The sequence below is a fragment of the Kribbella sp. NPDC050281 genome (assembly GCF_040655855.1).
Classification (GTDB): Bacteria; Actinomycetota; Actinomycetes; order Propionibacteriales; family Kribbellaceae; genus Kribbella.
Map to the genome: position 1 here is coordinate 43,461 of NZ_JBFAKS010000038.1, position 20,368 is coordinate 63,828.

Here is a 20,368-nt window from a genome sequence, read left to right on the forward strand (position 1 = left end):
TGAGTGCCAGACCCACGGCCTCGAGCGTGTCGAGCACCAGTTGCATCTCCAGGCGTGGGTGTCCGTGCTCGAGTCGCACCAGCCATTCGCGTGACACTCCCGCTTGCCGGGCAGGCTCGGCTTGAGTGAGGCGACGTTTGACTCGGGCATCGCGTACTGCGGCGCCTACGTCGTTGACTGTGTGGAGCTGCATGGCTCCCGCCTCCAAGATGTGATCGTACGTCCACATTCGCAAATGTTGCCGTACGTCAACAATTGGGTATGTGGCCGTACGGCAACATCTCACGATGTCGTCGTACGGCCACAGGTCCAGCGGTGCCTCAAGTGAGGGGGCGGAATCGGCGTAGGCGGAGGCTGTTTGAGACGACGAAGACTGAGCTGAAGGCCATTGCGGCGCCGGCCAGCATCGGGTTCAGCAGGCCGGCGGCGGCTAGCGGAAGCGCGGCCACGTTGTAGGCGAAGGCCCAGAACAGGTTGCCCTTGATGGTGCGCAACGTGCTGCGGGACAGGCGGATGGCGTCCGCCGCCGCTCGCAGGTCGCCGCGGACCAGGGTCAGGTCGCTGGCCTCGATCGCCACGTCGGTGCCGGTGCCCATGCTCAGGCCGAGGTCGGCCTGGGCCAGGGCAGCGGCGTCGTTGACGCCGTCACCGATCATCGCGACGACCCGGCCCTCGCCCTGCAGCAACTTCACCGCGTCGACCTTGCCGGCCGGCAGTACTTCGGCGATCACCTCGTCGATGCCGACCTCGGCCGCGACCTTCTGTGCCACTGCCTCGTTGTCGCCGGTCAGCAGCACCGGCCGCAGTCCCAGCGCCTTCAGTTGGCCGATCGCCTCTGCCGACGTCGGCTTCACCGTGTCAGCGACCACCAGGACCGCTCGCGCCTCCCCGTCCCATCCGACCGCGACCGCCGTACTGCCTTCGGCCTCGGCGTGGTCCTTCGCATGCGCGAGGTCGTCGGGCAGGTACTGGCTCCACTCCTCCAGCAGCCGCGTGCGTCCGACCAGGACCGCATGCCCGTCGACGATGCCCTGGACTCCAAGGCCTTCGACGTTCCCGAAGTCCTCGACCTCGGGCAACTGACCGAGCTCGGCCTGCGCACCGCGGGCGATGGCCTGCGCGATCGGGTGCTCGCTGGAGTGCTCCAGCGCGCCGGCCAGACGCAGTACGTCGGCCCGCTCCTGCCCGGGAGCCAGCAGTACGTCGATCAGCTCCATCCGGCCCGTGGTCACGGTGCCGGTCTTGTCCAGGACCACAGTGTCGACGCGACGTGTGGACTCCAGGACCTCCGGACCCTTGATCAGGATGCCGAGCTGCGCACCGCGGCCGGTGCCGACCATCAACGCGGTCGGCGTGGCCAGCCCGAGCGCACATGGGCAGGCGATGATCAGTACGGCGACCGCGGCGGTGAACGCCACCTCGACCGGGGAACCGTTGCCGAGCCAGAAGCCCATCGTCGTCAGCGAGAGCCCGATCACGATCGGCACGAAGAACCCGGACACCTTGTCCGCCAGCCGCTGGACCTCGGCCTTCCCGTTCTGCGCGTCCTCGACCAGTCGCGCCATCTGCGCCAGCTGGGTGTCGGCGCCGACCCGGGTGGCCCGGACGATCAGGCGACCGCCGGCGTTCACGGTGGCGCCGACGACCGCGTCGCCGGGGCCGACCTCGACCGGGACGGACTCTCCGGTCAGCATCGACGCGTCGACCGCGCTGCTGCCGGTCACGATCACGCCGTCCGTGGCGATCTTCTCGCCGGGCCGGACGACGAACTCGTCACCCACGGCCAGCTGGTCGGCCGGGATCCGCACCTCGGCCCCGTTCCGCAGTACGGCGACGTCCTTCGCGCCGAGCTCCAGCAGCGCTTTCAGGGCCGCGCCGGACCGGCGCTTGGCACGAGCCTCGAAGTACCGTCCGGCCAGGATGAACGTGGTCACGGCGGTGACGACCTCGAGATAGATCTCCTCCGCGCCGGTGCCGCGGGACGGGATCAGTGTGAACGGCATCGTCATCCCCGGCTCACCGGCGGAGCCAAGGAACAGCGCGTACAGCGACCAGAGGAACGCACTGACCACGCCCAGCGAGATCAGCGTGTCCATCGTGGTGGCGCCGTGCCGCAGGTTCGTCCAGGCGGCTTTGTGGAACGGCCAGGCCGCCCACGTCGCCACCGGGAAGGCCAGCGTCAGCGACGCCCATTGCCAGTAGTCGAACTGCAGCGCCGGGATCATCCCGAACGCGATCACCGGCACCGCCAGCACGATGCTGGCGATCAGCCGCTCGCGCAGCGGCTTCAGGTCGTCCGGCTCGTTCTCGTTGCCGTCAGCAACCGCAGGCGCCGGCAGCGTCGCGGTGTAGCCGGTCTTCTCCACGGTGGCGACCAGGTCGTCGGTGGTGATGCCGGCCGGGTACGTCACCTTCGCCTTCTCGGTGGCGTAGTTGACGGTCGCGGTGACGCCGTCCATCCGGTTCAGCTTCTTCTCCACCCGGGCGGCACAGGAGGCGCACGTCATGCCACCGATGATGAGTTCGACGGAATCACTCATGGCAAGCCTCCTCAGTGGCCGTGCGGGGTCTCTTCGTGCCCCGGGGCGGTCGTGGTTGTCGTGGTGGTCGGCACCGGCGTCGGCGGCACGATCGTGGTCCCGTTCGGGCCTACCTTCACGGTGAACTCGGCGGTGTGCACGGCGCCCGCGTGCTGGAAGTCCAGGAACAGGCTGTACGTCGCGACAGTCGGGAAGGTGGTGCCGAAGGTGATCTCCGGGCCGCCCCTCGTCCCCGGCTCGGCGTGTTGTGCCGGGTGATTGTGCAGGTAGGCGAGGTCGCCGCTGCGCAGGGAGACCAGGTGCCCGAAGGCGCCCAGGTATGGCTGCAGATCGGTGACCGGCTTGCCGCCCCGGCTGACCCGGAACGTCAGCTCGGATTCCTTCCCCGCGACCGGAGTGCCTGACAGCGTCACGTCGTACCCGTCGAAGCTGTAGATGCTCGCCGGCTCGCTCAGCGGGACCGGGACGTAGAGACCGGAGACGTTGACGTCGGTGCCGAGCGTCAGGCCGCGGTCCAGTCCGGCCGGCTGGAAGTCGGCGTACAGCCGCCAGGTGCCGCCGGCGGTGAAGGTGAACGGGATGCTCCACGTCCCGCTCGCGTCCATGGTCGGGTGCACGTGGTGGAAGCCGGACAGGTCACGCCGGACCACGATCAGGTGCAAGTCCTTCTCGTGGGTCTTCGTGTACTGCGTCACCGGCTTTCCGTCCGGTCCCTGGATCGTGAAGCGCAGTTGGGTCTTCGCGCCGGACCGGTAGAACGTCGTCGCCGGCGCGAAGGTGTAGCCGGCGTCGGACACCGCCAGCCCGGGCAGCTGCCCGGGGGCATCGTGTCCCGCGCCGTGGCCTGAGGTCTGCTCCATACCGCCCATTTCCTCTCCGTGAGCCGGAGCCGCGGGCGTGTCGGCCGCCGCGATCGGGTCGACCGCGGAGCCGATCGCGTACGCCGCCCCGAAGGCGAGCGCCAGCGCACCGGCGAACGCGCCGAGCCGGAGCGCGACGGCCCGGCTCACGACGCCGCCAGTTCGTAACCCGCCTCGTCGACGGCCTCGCGAACGGCGGCCTCGTCGAGCGCGGACTCACTCGTCACGTGCACCGCGGAGGTGCCGCCCGCGACGAGGTCGATGCTGACCTCTTGCACGCCGGCCAGCTTGCTGAGCTCCTCGGTGACCGCCGCGGTGCAGTGGCCGCAGGTCATCCCGGAGACGGAGTAGATCGTGGTGGTCATAGCGGTGCTCCTAGCTCGAATGCGTTCAGGTGTGTCAGCTGCGGACCAGGCGGGCGATCGCGTCGGAGGCCTCGCGGACCTTCTCCTCGGCCTCGGCGCCACCCTTCTGCGCGGCCTCGACCACGCAGTGGGACAGGTGCTCGTCGAGCAACTCGAGGGAGAAGGACTGCAGTGCCTTCGTCGCGGCCGACACCTGGGTGAGGATGTCGATGCAGTACTTGTCCTCCTCGACCATCCGCTGCAGGCCGCGGATCTGGCCCTCGATCCGCCGCAGCCGCTTCAGGTGGCTGCTCTTCTCGGCGGTGTATCCGTGCACATGAGCGTCGGCGTCGGTGGTCATCTCAGGTTCCTCCAGCGGTCCGCGGCTACCCCTCGGGGGTATGTCGACAGGCATGAAGTTACCCCCTTGGGGTATCGAGCGCAAGTTCTCGGCCGATACGGGTGGGGGGTATCACATCGAGCGGTCCGGCAACAAACCTGTCACGCTGTGCGTCTGCCACGAGACGAGAGGGGCACGATGCCGGAACTGGCGATCAGTACGCGCGGTCTGCGCAAGACCTACCGGACCCGGCTGGGTCGCAAGGTCGTTGCGGTCCAGGGGCTCGACCTGGACGTGCCGGCCGGGGGAGTGCACGGCTTCCTCGGGCCGAACGGTTCGGGCAAGACCACGTCGATCCGGATGCTGCTCGGCCTGATCCGCTCTGACGCCGGGACGATGACGGTGTTCGGCCGGCGCGTGCCGGCCCAGTTGCCGGAGGTGGTCGGCCGGGTCGGTGCGATCGTCGAGTCGCCCAAGTTCTTCCCGGCGTTCACCGGTGAGAAGAACCTGCAACTGCTCGCCGAGGCGATCGGCGTACCCCGCCGGCGGGTCGGCGAGGTGCTCGAGCAGACGTCGCTCGCGGAGCGCGGCGACGACCGGTTCCGCTCGTACTCGCTGGGTATGAAGCAGCGGCTGGCGATCGCGGCCACGCTGCTCAAGGAGCCCGATCTGCTGATCTTCGACGAGCCGACGAACGGGCTCGACCCGGCCGGCATCCGGGAGATCCGCGAGACCATGCGCGGACTCGGCAACCAGGGCCGGACGGTGCTGGTGAGCAGTCACATCCTCGCCGAGGTCGAGCAGGTCGCCGACACCGTGTCGATCATCGGCCACGGCCGGCTACTGGCCTCCGGCACCGTCGCGGAGGTGATCGGCGGCGGTACGACGACCACGGTCAAGGTTGCCGTGGACAACCACGAGGTGGCGACCCGGATCCTTGCCGCGGCTGGAATGACGGTGCGGGCCGATGGCAACTATCTGCTGGTGGACGGCGCCGGGCAACCGGCCGAGATCACGCGCCGGCTGGCGCATCAGGAGCTGTACGTGTCCGAACTCGTCCCCGTCCGCGCGGACCTCGAGTCCGTCTTCCTCGAGCTGACCGCGGAGGAGAAGATCTGATGGTCCGTCTCACCACTGTCGAGTTGCGCCGGCTGGTCGCCCGGCGGATGACCGTCGTCGGCGTGATCGGCCTCCTGCTGATCACCCTGCTCCTGTTGTTCGCGACCTGGCTCGAGGCGCGGCCGTCCTCGGCGGAAGAGCAGCGCGCGGCCCAGTCGCAGTACGAGATCGCCCATCAGCAGTGGGTGGACGGTCACGTGGCGAACGAGGCCGCGTGCAACGAGCAGTGGGAGAAGCAGCCCGATCCGAAGCCCAAGCGCGAGGACATGTGCAGCTACCCCGAACCGAAGCCGGAGGAGTTCGGCAGGCCGCCGACGGTGTTCGCCGAGCTGATGCCCGAGCTGCTGCACGGAGTGTCGTACCTCCTGCTGTTCGCTGCGTTCCTGCTGGGCGCGAGCTTCGTCGCCGCCGAGTTCAGCACTGGTGCCATCGGCAACTGGCTCACGTTCGAACCACGCCGGCTACAGGTCTACGGCAGCAAGCTGCTGGCGGCCGCTATCGGATTCGTGCCGGTGGCGGTCGTCGTCCTCGGAGTCCTCGTGGTCGGCACCTACCTGATCGTCGACCAGCTCGGCAGCACCGCGACCACGACCGGCAAGGTCTGGGGTGATCTGCTGGCGACCGCCGGGCGAGCCGTCGTACTGACCGCGCTGGGCGCGGCTATTGGCGGCGTGGTCGGCCTGCTGCTGCGGCACACCGCCGCCGCGATCGGTCTCGCGATGGGGTACCTGGTCCTGGTCGAGGCGATCTTCGGCAACCTGCTGAACAAGGTCCAGCCGTGGCTGGTGAAGCTGAACTTCGACGCGTTCATCCGCCACGACACGACGTACTACGTCAACCAGTGTTCGTCGACCAGCGACGGCGGCTACCTGTGCAACAGCGTTCTGAAGACGCTGACGTTCGAACGCGGTGCCTGGTACCTGGGCATCCTCGCGGTCATCCTGGTGGTCTTCGGCGCCGCGGTGTTCCACCGCCGCGACATCAACTCCTGAGCCGCCGCATCCGCCCGAACAGCGCCACCCCGACAGCGACCGCAACGGCTACGGCGGCCATTGCCAGGCCGCGCCACAGACCGGGCGGCGTGTAGCTGCAGTCGATCCGGTCGGCCGAGTCGCCGAGTGGTACGGCGATCACGCCGCCGAAGTCCCGTGGAGTCTTGGCTGCGCCGTCTCCGGCGGAGCAGCTCCAGCCGGGCAGCTTCGGTACGGCGACCACGGCGTACCCCTGGCTGCCCGCCGGGAGGGTCGCGCTGATCGAATGACCGCCGGCCTGGACGTTGGTCGCCCCGGTCGAGCGCAACGCCTCGACCGCAATCGCCAGCGCGGGCTCGTCCAGGCAGCCGATCGCGCCCCGCGGTGCGAGGCCACGCTGCGCGTTCCCGAGGTACTTGACCTCCACGGACACGGCACCGGAGGCCGGCGTAGTGCCGAGGCCGACCACCCCGCTGTTCGTCGTCACGCCTGGTCGGCGGCTCGCGAGCAGCTCCGTCCATTTGGCGTCACCGGTCTGCCGCACCTGTCCGACCGTGTGCGGCAGGTTCAGGAAGAGCTTGGAGCCCGGGCGGCACTGCCCGACGAGCATGACGTTTCCGCCGCCGGGCATCCGGCTGCCCTTGTACTCCGGCACCTGGTAGACCTGGGTTCCGAGCAGCCGTTCCTGGGCGACGAAGACGTTCGGCGCCTGGGTCACGCCGAGCTGGGGCCGGACCGTGACGAGCGGCGGTACGGTGGCGCGGGTGAACTCCGGGTCGCCGCCGTTCAGGTGCATCCGGGCCCCGACCGAGAAGATCGCGTCGACCACCGGGTTGTCCAGGTCGCGGTTCGCCCTGCCGTAGCCGGTCCAGCCGAAGCCGATGTCGGTCAGTGTCTCGTTCAACGAGTGCGGCAGCAGGCTGCTGTAGAGACCCGGCCCCTGCCCACCGAGCAACACCGGGTCGTTCGGCGTCAGGGTGGTCCCCGGATCCGTCCGGTACGACGGCCAGTCGCCGGCCGCCTCCAGCGCGTCGAGCCGCCGGGTCTGCCGGTCGTCCCAGGGGCGCAGCGACGCGCTGAGGATCTCCTTGCGCTGCTCGTCCGTCACCACCGCGGACCAGGTCGTCTCCACCGCGACGACGCCCAGCACGAGCGCGAACGCCACTGCCACCGGCCACTTCGACCGTTTCAGCGAGGGCGAGCGTCGTACCGCCCAGATGATGGTGAGCGCGACCATGGTGACGGCGCCCGAGATGATCAGCAGGCTCACGGCGTACTCGGTCAGGTAGGGGCTCCCGTCCGACAACACCGCGATCACGGCCACCAGAGCGCCGCCGCCGAGCAGCGCGATCGGCCCGGGCAGGCGGTACGCGACCGACAACCAGCCCAGGACCACGATCAGGCCGCACAGGACGAACGCCTCGCGGTACTGGCTGCCGTTCGGCGTGTCGAAGCCGTGCCACATCGACTGCGTCGGCGCCCACCGGAACGACAGCGTGACGAGGACGGTGGTCACCACCCAGACCAGCTTGGTCCGGATCGGCACCGCTCGGTTGAACGGCAGTGTGCAGGCGAGCAGCAGCGCGACCGTTCCGACGTACAGGCTGGCCGTGCGGCCGACGCCCTCGGACAGCGGGAGCAGGCGGGACAGGAACTCGCTCAGCTCGTTCGGCGTGAAGATCCCGGGCGGCGACGGCGTTGCGTCGCCGTTGGCCATCAGGACCGGGAGCAGGATGGGCGCCGACAGGGCGATCCCGAGAACGAACGAGATTCCGTGCCGGACGACGACGCGCAGCCGGTCCACCCAGTGCAGGTCGCTGGTCAGCAACCGTGCGATCAGGTAGATTCCGCCGGCGATCGTGGCCATGTAGGCGGTGTAGAAGTTGGAGACCCAGAAGACGCCCACCACCAGGACACTGAGCAGGCGGTTGGTCCTTCGCAGTGACCATTCTGCGACCAGGAAGAACAGCGGCAGGGCGATCAGGCCGTCCAGCCACATCGGCACGTATGCTCCGTCGTCGATCGCCCAGCCACAGACTCCGTACGAAGCTCCGAGAAGTGCTGCAACCCAACGGGGTCCTCGATGCATCTTGATCAGTAGCACCGCCATCGCGGCGGCGGCGAGGCTCAGCTTGAGGACGGTGATGACGTAGACGGCCAGATCGATCTGGTCGCGGGGGAACAGCCCCACCAGCAGCGACAGGGGGCTGCCCAGGACGACGCCGTAGTCGCCGAGGAAGCCGACGCCGAAGCCGCTCTGCCAGTTGAAGAACAGGTCGCCCTGTGCGCGGCCGTGCAGGACGTCCCAGAGATGGGCGAAGAACGGGATGTACTGCGTGCCAAGATCATTGGTGCTGCGGGACAGTGAACCGAAGGGAAAGGTACCGCGGATGACTCCGGAGGCGGCGAACACCGCCGCCACCACCAGCCCGGCCACCAGCGCCGCTCTGCCCGCCTGGGCAGGTCGGTCCTGTACCGCCGCGCCTTGCTCCGATCCCACAGCCCGCCCCTTTGTTCGTCCGCCCCGGCGTGCAAAGCTAACGCCTAGTTCAGGTCTAGACAAAAATCGCATCGGCGCGGACAGGTGGGATCGATGAGGACGACGATGCGACTGAGTCTGGTCGTACCCTGCTTCAACGAGGCCGAGGTGATCGCCAAGTTCCACCAGGCCCTCAGCCGGGAACTGACCGCCACCGGGCGTTCGTACGAGATCGTGTACGTCGACGACGGCAGCGCGGACGGGACGCTGGACGCGCTCGTCGAGCTGGCCGCCACCGACGAGTCGGTGCGCTACCTGTCCTTCAGCCGGAACTTCGGCAAGGAGTCCGCGATGCTGGCTGGCCTGCGCTACGCCAGCGGCGACGCCGTGGTGATCATGGACGCGGACCTGCAGCACCCGCCGGAGCTTGTCGGCCGGATGCTGGAGCACTACGAGCGTGGCTTCGACCAGGTGATCGCGCGGCGGACCCGGGTCGGCGACCCGGCCACGCGGACGCTGTTCGCCCGGACGTACTACTGGCTGATCAACCGCTGGGCCGACGTCGAGCTGATGGACGGGGTGGGCGACTTCCGCCTGCTGTCCCGGCGCGCGGTGGACGGGCTGCTGGAGCTGGGCGAGTACAACCGGTTCTCGAAAGGGCTGTTCGCCTGGATCGGGTTCGAGTCGATCCTGTTCGAGTACGAGAACGTGAAGCAGACCGACCGGAAGAGCCGGTGGACGTTCCGGCGGCTGCTCGAGTACGGGCTGGACGGGCTGCTGTCGTTCAACAACAAGCCCCTGCGACTGGCGATCTACGTCGGTGGTGTGCTCACCGCGATCGCGGCCGCCTACGCGGTCTGGGTGATCGTGGTGGCCGCCGTGAACGGGGTGAAGATGCCGGGGTACGTCACGCTGATCGCGGCGATCACCGGTCTTGGCGGGCTGCAGATGGTGATGCTCGGGGTGATCGGCGAGTACATCGGCCGGATCTACTACGAGACCAAGCAGCGCCCGCACTACCTGCTCAAGCAGACCAACATGGACCCGGCCGACCGTCTGGACAAGACACCGGCCCCGGTTGGCAGAGCCACCCGGGGCCGGCGTGTGATGTAGAGCCGAGGATCAGGCGGTCAGCCGCTCGTCGGTGGAGGTGGAGAACAGGTGCAGCTTGTCCGGCACCGCCGCGAGGTGGATGGTCGAGCCCTTCTCGACCGGCATCCGGGCGTCGATCCGGGCGACGATCTGCTGGTGCTCGTTGTTGTGCTCTGCGGTGCCGTACAGGTACGCATCGGCGCCGAGCTCCTCGACCACGGCCACGTGAACCGGCAGGCCCTGGTCGGCGACCTTGAAGGCCTCCGGGCGAACGCCCACGGTCAGGGTCTTGTCGCTGCCGGCCTTGGACAGGATGCCGCGCTCGATCGGGATGACGTAGTCGCCCAGCTTCGCGCCGCCGTCGGTGATGTCGGCGGTGATCAGGTTCATCGCCGGTGAGCCGATGAAGCCCGCGACGAACTTGTTCTTCGGGTGGTCGTACAGGTTCAGCGGGGTGTCGACCTGCTGGAGCAGACCGTCCTTGAGGACGGCCACCCGGTCGCCCATCGTCATGGCCTCGACCTGGTCGTGCGTGACGTACACGGTCGTGACCCCGAGGCGCTGCTGCAGCTCGGCGATCTGGGTACGGGTCTGCACGCGCAGCTTGGCGTCGAGGTTGGACAGCGGCTCGTCCATCAGGAAGACCTGCGGGTTACGGACGATCGCGCGGCCCATCGCGACACGCTGACGCTGACCACCGGACAGAGCCTTCGGCTTGCGCTCGAGGTACTCCTCGAGGCCGAGCAGCTTGGCCGCCTCCATCACGCGCTTGGCGCGGTCCTCCTTGGAGACACCCTGCATCTTCAGGGCGAAGCCCATGTTGTCCGCGACCGACATGTGCGGGTAGAGCGCGTAGTTCTGGAACACCATCGCGATGTCCCGCTCCTTCGGCGGACGGTGCGTGACGTCGCGGTCGCCGATGTAGATGGAGCCCTCGTTGACCTCTTCGAGGCCGGCGAGCATCCGGAGCGAGGTGGACTTGCCGCACCCCGACGGGCCGACGAGAACCATGAACTCGCCGTCCTCGATCTCGAGGTTGAGCTTGTCGACGGCGGGGGTGTCACCACCCGGGTAGATCCGGGTTGCCGACTTGAAAGACACAGTGGCCATGACGATTACTTCCCTTCACCGGCAGGAACGTGCCGGACGATCCGAGTAAAGGCCCCCGGGCGGGGGTTCGCTTATCCTCGCCCGCCCCGCTCGTCCTGACAAGGTGTACGGCGTGTGAAGTGTCCGTACTGTTCACGTAGTGGACACTCCCACGCATCCTGCAAGTTCTTGCAGGATCTTGCTGCAAGATCAGCGCCGGGCTGGGTACAGTGCCGGGCGTGAGCAGCAGCGTGAACGGCAGGGCCCGGCTGGCGGACATCGCGGCCAAGGCGGGGGTCAGTGAGGCGACGGTCTCGCGGGTACTGAACGGCAAACCGGGGGTCGCGGAGGACACCAAACAGTCGGTGCTGACCGCACTCGACGTCCTCGGGTTCGAGCGGCCGAGCCGGTTGCGGCGCCGGTCGGCCGGTCTGATCGGGCTGGTGATGCCGGAGTTGATCAACCCGATCTTCCCGGCGTTCGCCCAGGTGATCGAGTCGGCGCTGTCCCAGCGCGGCTTCACTCCGGTGCTGTGCACACAGTCCCCGTCCGGCGCGACGGAGGAGGAGTACGTCGAGATGCTGCTGGAGCGCGGCGTCTCCGGGATCATCTTCGTCTCCGGTCTGCACGCGGACACCGGCGCGGACCATGCGCGGTACCAGTCGCTGGTCGAGCGGCGGCTGCCGGTGGTGTTCGTGAACGGCTGGCTGCCCGGGGTGGAGGCGCCGTTCGTCTCGTCCGACGAGAACGCAGCGATGGAGCTGGCGGTCACCCATTTGGTTGCCCTCGGCCACCGTCGGATCGGGTTCGCGTCCGGGCCGGAGCGGTTCATCGTGGTGCAGCGCAAGCTGGCCGGCTACCGGACGGCGATGAAGGCCCAGCTCGGGCTGTCCGACGACGAGCTGGACCTGATGGTCGCGTTGAGCATGTTCGGTGTCGAGGGTGGCGCCGCGGCGGCTCAGCAGCTCGTCGACGCCGGCGTCAGCGCGGTCATCTGCGGCTCCGACATGATGGCCCTCGGCGTGATCCGGGCGGCCCGTCAGCGCGGTCTCTCGGTCCCTGGCGACATCTCGGTGGTCGGCTACGACGACGCCCCGATGATGGAGTTCACCGATCCTCCGATGACGACCATTCGCCAGCCGGTCCAGGCCATGGGCCTCGCGGCCGTCCAGTCCCTGCTGGAAGAGGTCCGCGGCCACGCCACGCCCCACACCGAGTTCCTCTTCCGCCCCGAGTTGGTGGTCCGCGGTACGACGGGTCCCGCCCGCTGAACGACGAGGCGGTCTGCCCGGGCATCGGGGCGGGCTGCCCGGGCAGACCGGAATGACTCCGGCCCGGCCGCCCCCTGCCGGACGGTCGAGCCGGAGAACCGGATCACTCGAGGTTGATCACTTGGCGACGTGGAAGGCTGCGGTGGGCAGGCTGGTCTTGCCGTTGGCCCACAGCGAGTTCACCCTGGACCGCTCGGTGGCGTCCGGGTAGGGGTTGGTGCAGGACGGGCCGGGGCCGCCGCCGGACATCAGTTCGGAGCAGGGGCCGGTGTAGTGGTCCGGCAGGCCGAGCACGTGGCCGGTTTCGTGGGCGGTGATCCGGGTCGGGTCGTACTCCTGCGCCTGGGCGTAGTCGAGGAACACGTAGCCGCTGCCGTGCCCGTCGGTGGACGCGTACGAGCCGCGTGGGTCGTTGCCCTCGGTGTAGTAGAAGTCGTAGTTGCTGCCCTCGACCAGGTGGACGTTGCTGACCGAGGAGTTCCAGATCTGCGTGCTCGAGTTGATCTGCGACTGGAAGGTCGGCGCGTCGACGGCGTATGTGACGGTGACCGCGGCCACCTTCTGGCCGGACTTGGCCTGCTGGGCCATCTTGGCGCGGGCCGACTTCATCACCGCGTCGTAGAAGGCCTTGGTGGCGGCCTCGTCCTGCGGCGAACCGACGTACGCCGCCCGGGTCGCGGAGGTGGAGGCGGACGGGTTGGTGGCGGGGGCCGACGCAGTGGGGGACGCGGCGGCGAAGGCGGGGACGGCGAGCGCGGCGGCGGCGAGCCCCGCTAACGAACTCAAGACACGGCGATGCGACATGGGAGGGCCTCACTCCGAAAATCTGTGGCGGATAGCGACCAGCGGATTACTGTTCGCTACCTCCGGATGCTGCCAAGACTCCGGACATTCCGCACCGGATCGCCCCAAACTCGGGGGTTAACCCGCGACTCGCCCAGCCGGTTCTATGTCATCCATAACGCCCCACCTATGGCCTGACCCCTGCCTAGGGGTCAACCCGTGCGGGTCATTCGCCGGGGATGCCGACGTTCAGGATGCGGGCGCCGGGGCCGCGTTCGGCCAGCCGATCGGCCTTGTTGTAGAGGTTGCACCGCTGCAGGCTGAGGCATCCGCAGCCGATGCAGCTGTCCAGGTCGTCGCGCAGCCGCTCGAGCTCGGAGATCCGCTCGTCGAGCCGGCCGCGCCACGTCTTGGACAATCGGCTCCAGTCCGAGCGGGTCGGGGTCCGGTCCTCGGGCAGCGAGTCGAGTGCACCCTTGATCTCGGACAGTGCCAGCCCGACCCGCTGGGCCGCCTGCACGAAGGCGATCCGCCGCAAGGTGCTCCGCTGGTACTGCCGCTGGTTGCCGGCCGTCCGCCGCGAGGTGATCAGGCCCTGGTCCTCGTAGAACCGCAATGCCGACGCCGCTACTCCGGACCGATGTGCGATCTCCCCGATGGAGAGCCAGTGCTCCTTGCTGGGGACGTTCTCCTGCGCCATATCGCCACCCTAGGGCGGCGGGCCAAAAACTCAACTGCACTTGAACTGGAGGGGTGGCGGACCGCCAGGCCATCACAATTGTGCCGCGGGCGCTTCAGCCCCGCTCGGCGGGTTCTGGCCGGCTCGATTGTGATGGCCTGGCGGTCCGCCCCCCACAGTGGTCAAGCCTCGGCCAGGGTTCGGGTACACTTGTGGGGTGTCGGTGCGCGCGTCGCGTCACCAGAGCATTTCCCAGGCGCTCCGACCCGTCGGTTTCAGCATCCCGCTGAAGGTTCCCGGCGACGAGGGTGCAACGCGATAGCACCCGCAGGTCGATGCCTATCTCCTGCCAGTTCGTCCAGACCGGCCAGTTTCTCCTGGCCGGCCTTTGCGCGCGGGTACCGGTCGGGTTTCGTCCGTGACGTTGAGAGAGAGATTGCGTGACCCAGCACCACCAGGACCAGCACGAGCCTGCCGCCGGCACCACCGCCGACGGCCGGATCAAGAAGCCGCGGCACAAGAAGTTCCAGACCCAGTCGTACGGCGAGCGGATGGCCGCCGAGGCCGCGACCGCTTCCCCGGCGGCCGGTGAGGTCCGGGACGACACCGCCCGCGGTGAGCGCCGGGGCGGACCCACCCAGTACTCCGACCGCGGTGTGCGCAGCTATGACCGCGCCCCGGTGAAGGGCTACCGCGCCGAGCGCGCCAACCAGCCGCGCCGCGAGGACGACCGCCCGCAGTACCGCCGCGACGACCGCCCGACGTACAAGCGGGACGAGCGTCCGTCGTACCAGCAGCGGGACGAGCGTCCGTCGTACCAGCAGCGAGACGAGCGTCCGTCGTACAAGCGTGACGAGCGCCCCTCGTATCAGCAGCGGGACGAGCGAGCGCGCAACGAGCGTCCGTCGTTCCAGCGGGATGAGCGGCCGCGTTTCGAGCGGAACGATCGCACTGAGCGGCCGACGTACCGGCGGGACGACAAGCAGTACACCAAGCGGGACGAGGCGCCGGTGGACCTCGGGACCGTTGCTCCGGACAACCAGTTTGCCGAGCTCGGGCTCGCGCCGCGGCTGATCCAGCGGCTGGCGCGGGACGGCATCACCACGCCGTTCCCGATCCAGGCCGCGACCATCCCGGACGCGCTGGCCGGCAAGGACGTGCTCGGCCGCGGCCAGACCGGTTCTGGCAAGACCCTCGGCTTCGGTCTGCCGACGCTGACGCGGCTGGCCGGTGGCCGGACCGAGTCGCGGCGGCCGCGCGGGATGATCCTGGTCCCGACGCGTGAGCTCGCGATGCAGGTGCACGACGCGCTCGAGCCGCTCGCGCACGTGATGAACGTGTCGCTGAAGCTGATCGCCGGCGGCCTGCCGTACCCGAAGCAGATCGACGCGCTGCGCCGTGGTGTCGACCTGCTGATCGCGACGCCGGGCCGGCTGATCGATCTGTGCGAGCAGGGTGCGGCGGACCTCGGTGCGGTGGAGATCGCCGTACTCGACGAGGCCGACCACATGTGCGACATGGGCTTCATGCCGGCGGTGACCACGCTGCTGGACATGACTCCGGCCGACGGGCAGCGGCTGCTGTTCTCGGCGACGCTGGACAACGACGTCGACAAGATCGTGAAGACCTACCTGAAGGACCCGGTGCAGCACTCGACCGAGTCCGGCCAGGCCACGGTCACCACGATGGAGCACCACCTGCTGGTGATCGAGCCGGGGCACAAGCAGTCGCTGACGGCCGAGCTGGCCAGCCGTGACGGCCGGACCATCGTGTTCGTCCGGACCAAGCTGGGTGCCGATCGCGTCGCGACGCAACTGCGTGACCGCGGCGTGATGGCCGCGGCGCTGCACGGCGGTCTGACCCAGGGTGCCCGGAACCGGACGCTGGACCAGTTCAAGGACGGTTCGGTACCGGTGCTTGTGGCAACGGATGTCGCGGCCCGCGGCATCCACGTCGACGACGTCGGCCTGATCGTCCAGGCGGATCCGGCGGCGGACCACAAGGACTACCTGCACCGGGCCGGCCGGACGGCACGCGCCGGTGGCAAGGGCGCGGTCGTCACGCTGGTGCTGCCGCACCAGCGGCGCGGCATGGTCCGGTTGGCCGAGTCCGCCGGTGTCGACGCCGAGCCGGTGCGCGCGCGTCCGGGCGACCAGTTGGTCACCGAGCTGACCGGCGGCAACAAGCCGTCCGGGTACCCGGTGAAGCTGCCCGCCCCGAAGCCGCAGCGGTTCGGCAAGGGCGGCGGCAAGGGTGGCAAGCGGTTCGGCAGCAGCCGGCCGGGTCGTGGCCACGACAGCCGCGGCGGCAGCGGACCGCGTCGCAGCAACGGACCCCGTCGTACCGACGGCAAGTCGTACCAGCACTGATCGACACGAGGCCCTGATTCCCTGTGACACCAGGGAATCAGGGCCTCTGCTATGTCAGGATCGCCCAGAGCCGGGCCAGTACGGCGGCGATCTCGGTGTCGTCCAGCGGGACGAGCTCGAGCATCAACTCATTGGTGTCGACGCGATCGGTCATCACGTAGATCGACGGTGACCCGGCCTCGAGTTCGGTCGCCAGACGCTTGGCGTCCGGGACCTTGAGCAGGGCTCGCGACACCTGCAGGCCGGTCGGATCCGGCACGACCTCGGCCACGACACCGGGAATCTTGCCGGCGGCATCGGCGAACGCGACCACCTTCGCCAGCTCGTCCGCCTCCCACTTCATCCGGTCGAACGCCTGCCACTCCTCGAGTGCGGCCAAGACACCGATGACGGCCTCCTTGGTCGGCTTCATCCCCCGGCCGATGCCTCGCTCCTGGGCGCGTACGGCCTGGACGAGCGACCAGGTCCCGGCGACGAGCCCGGCCGTGGGGGAGCCGAGGTACTTCTGCCCGCTCACCAGGACCAGGTCCGCACCGGTGGACAACAGGTCCGCGATCCGCGGGAACTGCGCGGCGCCGTCGATGATCGCGGGTACGCCGCGACGATGCGCGGCACGTACTGCGGCGACCAGGTCGATCGGCTCGCCTTCGGTCAGCCGGGACGAGACGAGGAACAGGCAGGCAACATCCGGTCCGTCTAGCTCCTCCTCCAGATCCCCAATGGCACAACGGGTTTCGTCCCCGGCGAGGTCCACGTGCGCACCGGCCAGCCGGATGCCCTGCAGGTTGGTGTGACCGTAGTTGACGACGTGACAGGCGGGCAGCACGACGCGGTGGTGCAGATCCGTTGTGTCAGGCAACGCTGCGATCCGGCGCGGGTCGCCGCCGGTCATCGTGGCCGCGACCGCGAGCGTGATGCCGGCCGCGGTGCAGTGCACGACGGCACCGGCCTGCGCACCGGTGAACTGCGCGATGGCCTCGCTGGCCCGATCGCCGAGCTCGTCCATCACGAAGAATTCAGGAAGTGCCTGTGCGACGGCCGCCGCCACCCCATCGGAACTGCGCGACACCCCCAGCGGGGTGTACGTCCCCTTGGCGTTGATCACCACACTCAACCGATACCGGTCATGGATGCTCATGGTGCGGCTGAGCCTAGTGGTCACGCACAGCAATTGGCGAGACCCCGAGCGCAAGATCTTGACCCGAAACCTACTGGTGAGTCATTCTCAGTTTTACTGAGCAGAGGAGGCTTCTTGTGCCCCGCCCCGCACGCCGAACCCACCTTCGTACGATCACCGCCGCAGTCGCCGTCACCGCCGTGCTGGCTGCCCTACCGTCGCCGAGTCAGGCCAAGCCCGAAGCAGTGGCCGCCACACCCACCGACTATTGCGTCGGGCAATGTCGCGACATCCTTCCGCCCGGTCAGAACGGCAACGCCACCTTCACGGATCTCCTTCTTTTCAAGGGATTGGGCGTCCGTCCGCCCCACTTCAGTGATTCGCTGAAGCCGTACCAGGACCTGGTCTGGAACTCGCAAGGCATGACCGACGACGGCCTCGCGCCGTACTACGACGACGCCTCGTTCGGGGTGCAGCCGAACGACGTGGCGAGCACGATCCACCCGCGGTCGGACGTCACGATCGTGCGGGACAAGTCGCGCGGCGTCCCGCACATCACCGGGACCACTCGCCAGGGCGTGATGTTCGGCTCCGGGTACGCCGGCGCGCAGGACCGGCTGTTCGTGATGGACGTGTTCCGGCATCTCGGCCGCGGTCAGCTCACCCCGTTCGCGGGTGGCGCGGCGGCGAATCGCGCCTTCGAGCAGGAGTTCTGGCGGACCGCGCCGTACACGGAGGTGGATCTGCAGCGGCAGTACGACGACGCCGACGAACTGTACGGCGCCGACGGCGTGAAGATGCAGCAGGACATCCAGGCCTGGGTCGACGGGGTGAACAACTACATCAACACCGTCGGAATCGCCTACCCCGGTGAGTATGTCGCGCTCGGCCTCGACTGGCCGACCCAGCCGTGGAAGGTGACCGACGTGGTCGCCACCGCGGCCGTCGTGGCGGGCATCTTCGGCACCGGCGGCGGCCAGGAGGTCAACTCCGCGTTGGCTTTGCTCGAGGCGCAGGCGAAGTACGGCGTTGCCGAAGGCACCAAGGTCTGGGAGTCGTTCCGCTCGCAGAACGACCCGGAAGCCAGTACGACGGTGCACAACGGGACGACCTTCCCGTACGGCGAGACGGGTCCGAACCCCGCCGGTCGCGCCCTGCCGGACCGCGGCTCGGTCACGCCCGAGCCCGAGGTGATCAACCAGACCGTCGCTTCGGGGAAGGCGGCGAAACCGGCCCCCGCGGGTTCGGAGGCACTGCGCGGAATCTTCGACGGTGGCCTGTTCCCCGAAGGCTTTGGCAAGAAGGGCATGTCGAACGCTCTGCTCGTCTCCGGAGCACACACCGCGAGCGGCAATCCGGTCGCCGTCTACGGTCCACAGACCGGGTACTTCGCTCCGCAGCTGCTCATGCGTCAGGAGCTGCAGGGACCGGGGGTCAGCTCACGCGGCATCGCGTTCGCCGGCTTGAACTTCTACACGCTGATCGGTCGCGGACCCGACTACTCCTGGAGCGCTACTTCCGCGGGACAGGACATCACCGACACGTTCGCCGTACCGCTGTGTGAGCCGGGTGGCGGGACGCCGACGAAGGACTCGCAGTACTACGAGTTCCGCGGTCAGTGCCAACCGATCGAACGGCTCGAGCGGCACAACGAGTGGTACTCCAGCCTCGGCTCGTCCGAACCGGCCGGGTCGTACACGCTGGTTGCCCTGCGCACCAAGTTCGGGATCGTCACGCACCGCGGCACGGTCGGCGGACGGCCGGTCGTGTTCACCAAGAACCGGTCGACGTACGGCAACGAGGCGGGCTCCGCGCTCGGGTTCATGCAGCTGAATGACCCGGACCGGATCCATTCGGCGGCCGACTTCCAGAGTGCCGCGAGCAACATCGGCTACACGTTCAACTGGTTCTACACCGACAAGTCGTCGATCGCGTACTTCAACTCCGGTGACAACCCGGTCCGCGCGGCCGGTGGCGATCCGAACCTGCCGACGTGGAGCTCGTACGAGTGGCAGGGCTGGAATCCGGCCACCAACCGGGCGACCTACACCCCGGCCGCGCAGCACCCGCAGGTGGTCAACCAGGACTACCTGACCAGCTGGAACAACAAGCAGGCGCCCGGGTTCTCCGCGTCGGACGGGCAGTTCGGGTACAACTCCGTCTATCGGAGCCAGCCGCTCGACGACCGGATCAAGGCCGTCATCGACAACGGGCAGAAGTTCACCCGTGGCAAGCTGGTCGAGGCGATGGAGGACGCGGCCACCGTCGACCTCCGCGGTGACCAGGTGCTGCCGTACCTGATCCGGGTCCTGAAGAGCGCGCCGATCACGGATCCGGCGGTCGCCGACGCGGTCGCCAAGCTCGCGGCGTGGGAGGCGGCCGGCAGTCACCGCAAGACGCCCAACGCCTCGTCGAAGACCTACGACCACGCCGACGCGATCCGGATCCTGGACGCGTGGTGGCCGCTGCTGGTCCCGGCGGAGTTCAAGCACCTCGGCCCCGACCTGTACGGCGCTCTGGTCGCGAACCTGAAGATCGACGAGCGCCCGAGTGCGCAGGGATCCGCGTTCCAGAGCGGATGGTGGGGCTTCGTGCAGCGCGACCTGCGCAAGGTACTCGGCGATCCGGTGCAGACGCCGCAACCGGTGACGTTCTGCGGTGGTGGATTGCTCGCTGCCTGCCGCCAGGTGCTGGCGGACTCTTTGCTGGCAGCAACGAAGGTCCCGGCCGCCACGACCTATCCGGCCACTGCGGACTGCTCGGCGGGTGACCAGTTCTGTGCCGATCAGATCGCGCACAACCCGATGGGCGGCATCACCCAGGACCGCATTGCCTGGGTGAACAGGCCGACCTACCAGCAGGTGGTCGAGTTCCCGGCGCGGCGGGGTGACGACGTCAGCAACCTGGCGCTGGGGAAGGTGGCAACCGCCAGCAGTCACGAGTCCGGGTTGTTCAACTCGCCGCCGGCGCAGGCGGTCGACGGGAAGCTGACCACGCGCTGGGCGAGCAACTGGTCCGATCCGCAGTGGCTGAAGGTTGACCTCGGCAACGAGCAGCCGGTCGGCCGGGTGGTGCTGCGGTGGGAGGCGGCGTACGGGAAGGCGTACCGGATCGAGGTGTCACGGGACGGGACGACCTGGCAGCAGGTTTATGCGACGGCAAGCGGTGACGGCGGGGAGGACGTGGTTCGGTTCGGGGCGGTTCCTGGGCGATATGTGCGGGTGACCGGGACGCAGCGCGGGACGTCGTACGGGTACTCGCTCTACGAGCTGCAGGTCTTCAGACAATGACAACTCCAGGCCTGTCAGGATGAGG

Annotated in this window: 15 protein-coding genes; 6 read left to right on the forward strand and 9 right to left on the reverse strand. The window is 68.6% G+C overall.

All coding sequences use genetic code 11. The annotated features are described in order from the left end of the window. Positions 1–320 precede the first annotated feature (320 nt). From AB0I34_RS33015 to AB0I34_RS33030, 4 genes are read right to left on the reverse strand one after another with little or no spacing between them, the layout of a single operon-like run. Positions 321–2,540 (reverse strand): heavy metal translocating P-type ATPase, encoded by a 2,220-nt coding sequence (locus AB0I34_RS33015; RefSeq protein ID WP_360452693.1) that lies wholly within the window; start codon positions 2,538–2,540, stop codon positions 321–323. Between the two features lie 11 nt (positions 2,541–2,551). Then, positions 2,552–3,550 (reverse strand): hypothetical protein, encoded by a 999-nt coding sequence (locus AB0I34_RS33020; RefSeq protein ID WP_360452695.1) that lies wholly within the window; start codon positions 3,548–3,550, stop codon positions 2,552–2,554. Then, a complete protein-coding gene (locus AB0I34_RS33025; RefSeq protein WP_360452697.1) occupies positions 3,547–3,765 on the reverse strand; it encodes a heavy-metal-associated domain-containing protein in 219 nt (72 codons plus the stop codon). Before AB0I34_RS33025 ends, AB0I34_RS33020 begins: the two co-directional genes overlap by 4 nt. A gap of 34 nt (positions 3,766–3,799) precedes the next feature. Next, positions 3,800–4,081 carry a metal-sensitive transcriptional regulator gene (locus AB0I34_RS33030; protein WP_132189386.1) on the reverse strand — a complete coding sequence of 94 codons (282 nt, stop codon included), beginning with the start codon at positions 4,079–4,081 and terminating at the stop codon, positions 3,800–3,802. Between the two features lie 201 nt (positions 4,082–4,282). Here AB0I34_RS33030 and AB0I34_RS33035 point away from each other — a divergent pair, with 201 nt between their 5' ends. Continuing rightward, complete coding sequence (locus tag AB0I34_RS33035) at positions 4,283–5,203, forward strand: ATP-binding cassette domain-containing protein (protein WP_360452699.1); 921 nt, start codon at positions 4,283–4,285, stop codon at positions 5,201–5,203. Beyond that, entirely contained in the window at positions 5,203–6,195 is a 993-nt protein-coding gene (locus tag AB0I34_RS33040) for an ABC transporter permease subunit (RefSeq protein WP_360452701.1), read from the forward strand. Before AB0I34_RS33035 ends, AB0I34_RS33040 begins: the two co-directional genes overlap by 1 nt. Here AB0I34_RS33040 and AB0I34_RS33045 read toward each other — a convergent pair. Then, positions 6,185–8,674, reverse strand: coding sequence for a YfhO family protein (locus AB0I34_RS33045; protein ID WP_360452703.1), 2,490 nt, complete (start codon positions 8,672–8,674; stop codon positions 6,185–6,187). The genes AB0I34_RS33040 and AB0I34_RS33045 overlap by 11 nt on opposite strands. 93 nt (positions 8,675–8,767) lie before the next feature. On the opposite strand from AB0I34_RS33045, the gene AB0I34_RS33050 reads away from it, so the two are divergent. Beyond that, positions 8,768–9,766, forward strand: a complete 999-nt coding sequence (locus AB0I34_RS33050) for a glycosyltransferase family 2 protein (protein ID WP_360452705.1) — start codon at positions 8,768–8,770, stop codon at positions 9,764–9,766. Between the two features lie 9 nt (positions 9,767–9,775). On the opposite strand, the gene ugpC is transcribed toward AB0I34_RS33050, so the two are convergent. Beyond that, positions 9,776–10,855: a sn-glycerol-3-phosphate ABC transporter ATP-binding protein UgpC gene (ugpC, locus tag AB0I34_RS33055; RefSeq protein ID WP_360452707.1), complete on the reverse strand. Its 1,080-nt coding sequence runs from the start codon at positions 10,853–10,855 to the stop codon at positions 9,776–9,778. A gap of 230 nt (positions 10,856–11,085) precedes the next feature. Here ugpC and AB0I34_RS33060 point away from each other — a divergent pair, with 230 nt between their 5' ends. Beyond that, the gene (locus AB0I34_RS33060; RefSeq protein WP_360452796.1) at positions 11,086–12,105 is read left to right on the forward strand and encodes a LacI family DNA-binding transcriptional regulator; all 1,020 of its coding nucleotides are present in this window, start codon (positions 11,086–11,088) and stop codon (positions 12,103–12,105) included. A gap of 117 nt (positions 12,106–12,222) precedes the next feature. Here the strand turns inward: AB0I34_RS33060 and snpA are convergent, their stop codons facing one another. Both snpA and soxR read right to left on the reverse strand, forming a co-directional pair. After that, positions 12,223–12,891: a snapalysin gene (snpA, locus tag AB0I34_RS33065; protein WP_360452709.1), complete on the reverse strand. Its 669-nt coding sequence runs from the start codon at positions 12,889–12,891 to the stop codon at positions 12,223–12,225. 223 nt (positions 12,892–13,114) lie between these two features. Further along, a complete protein-coding gene (gene soxR, locus AB0I34_RS33070; RefSeq protein WP_131353068.1) occupies positions 13,115–13,588 on the reverse strand; it encodes a redox-sensitive transcriptional activator SoxR in 474 nt (157 codons plus the stop codon). Between the two features lie 419 nt (positions 13,589–14,007). On the opposite strand from soxR, the gene AB0I34_RS33075 reads away from it, so the two are divergent. Further along, positions 14,008–15,936, forward strand: coding sequence for a DEAD/DEAH box helicase (locus AB0I34_RS33075; protein ID WP_360452712.1), 1,929 nt, complete (start codon positions 14,008–14,010; stop codon positions 15,934–15,936). 49 nt (positions 15,937–15,985) lie between these two features. Here AB0I34_RS33075 and AB0I34_RS33080 read toward each other — a convergent pair whose 3' ends face one another. Continuing rightward, on the reverse strand, positions 15,986–17,074 hold the full coding sequence (locus AB0I34_RS33080) for an aminotransferase class V-fold PLP-dependent enzyme (protein WP_360452714.1): 1,089 nt from the start codon (positions 17,072–17,074) through the stop codon (positions 15,986–15,988). A gap of 116 nt (positions 17,075–17,190) precedes the next feature. Between AB0I34_RS33080 and AB0I34_RS33085 the strand changes: the two genes are divergently transcribed. Beyond that, a complete protein-coding gene (locus tag AB0I34_RS33085; RefSeq protein ID WP_360452716.1) occupies positions 17,191–20,343 on the forward strand; it encodes a penicillin acylase family protein in 3,153 nt (1,050 codons plus the stop codon). Positions 20,344–20,368 lie beyond the last annotated feature (25 nt).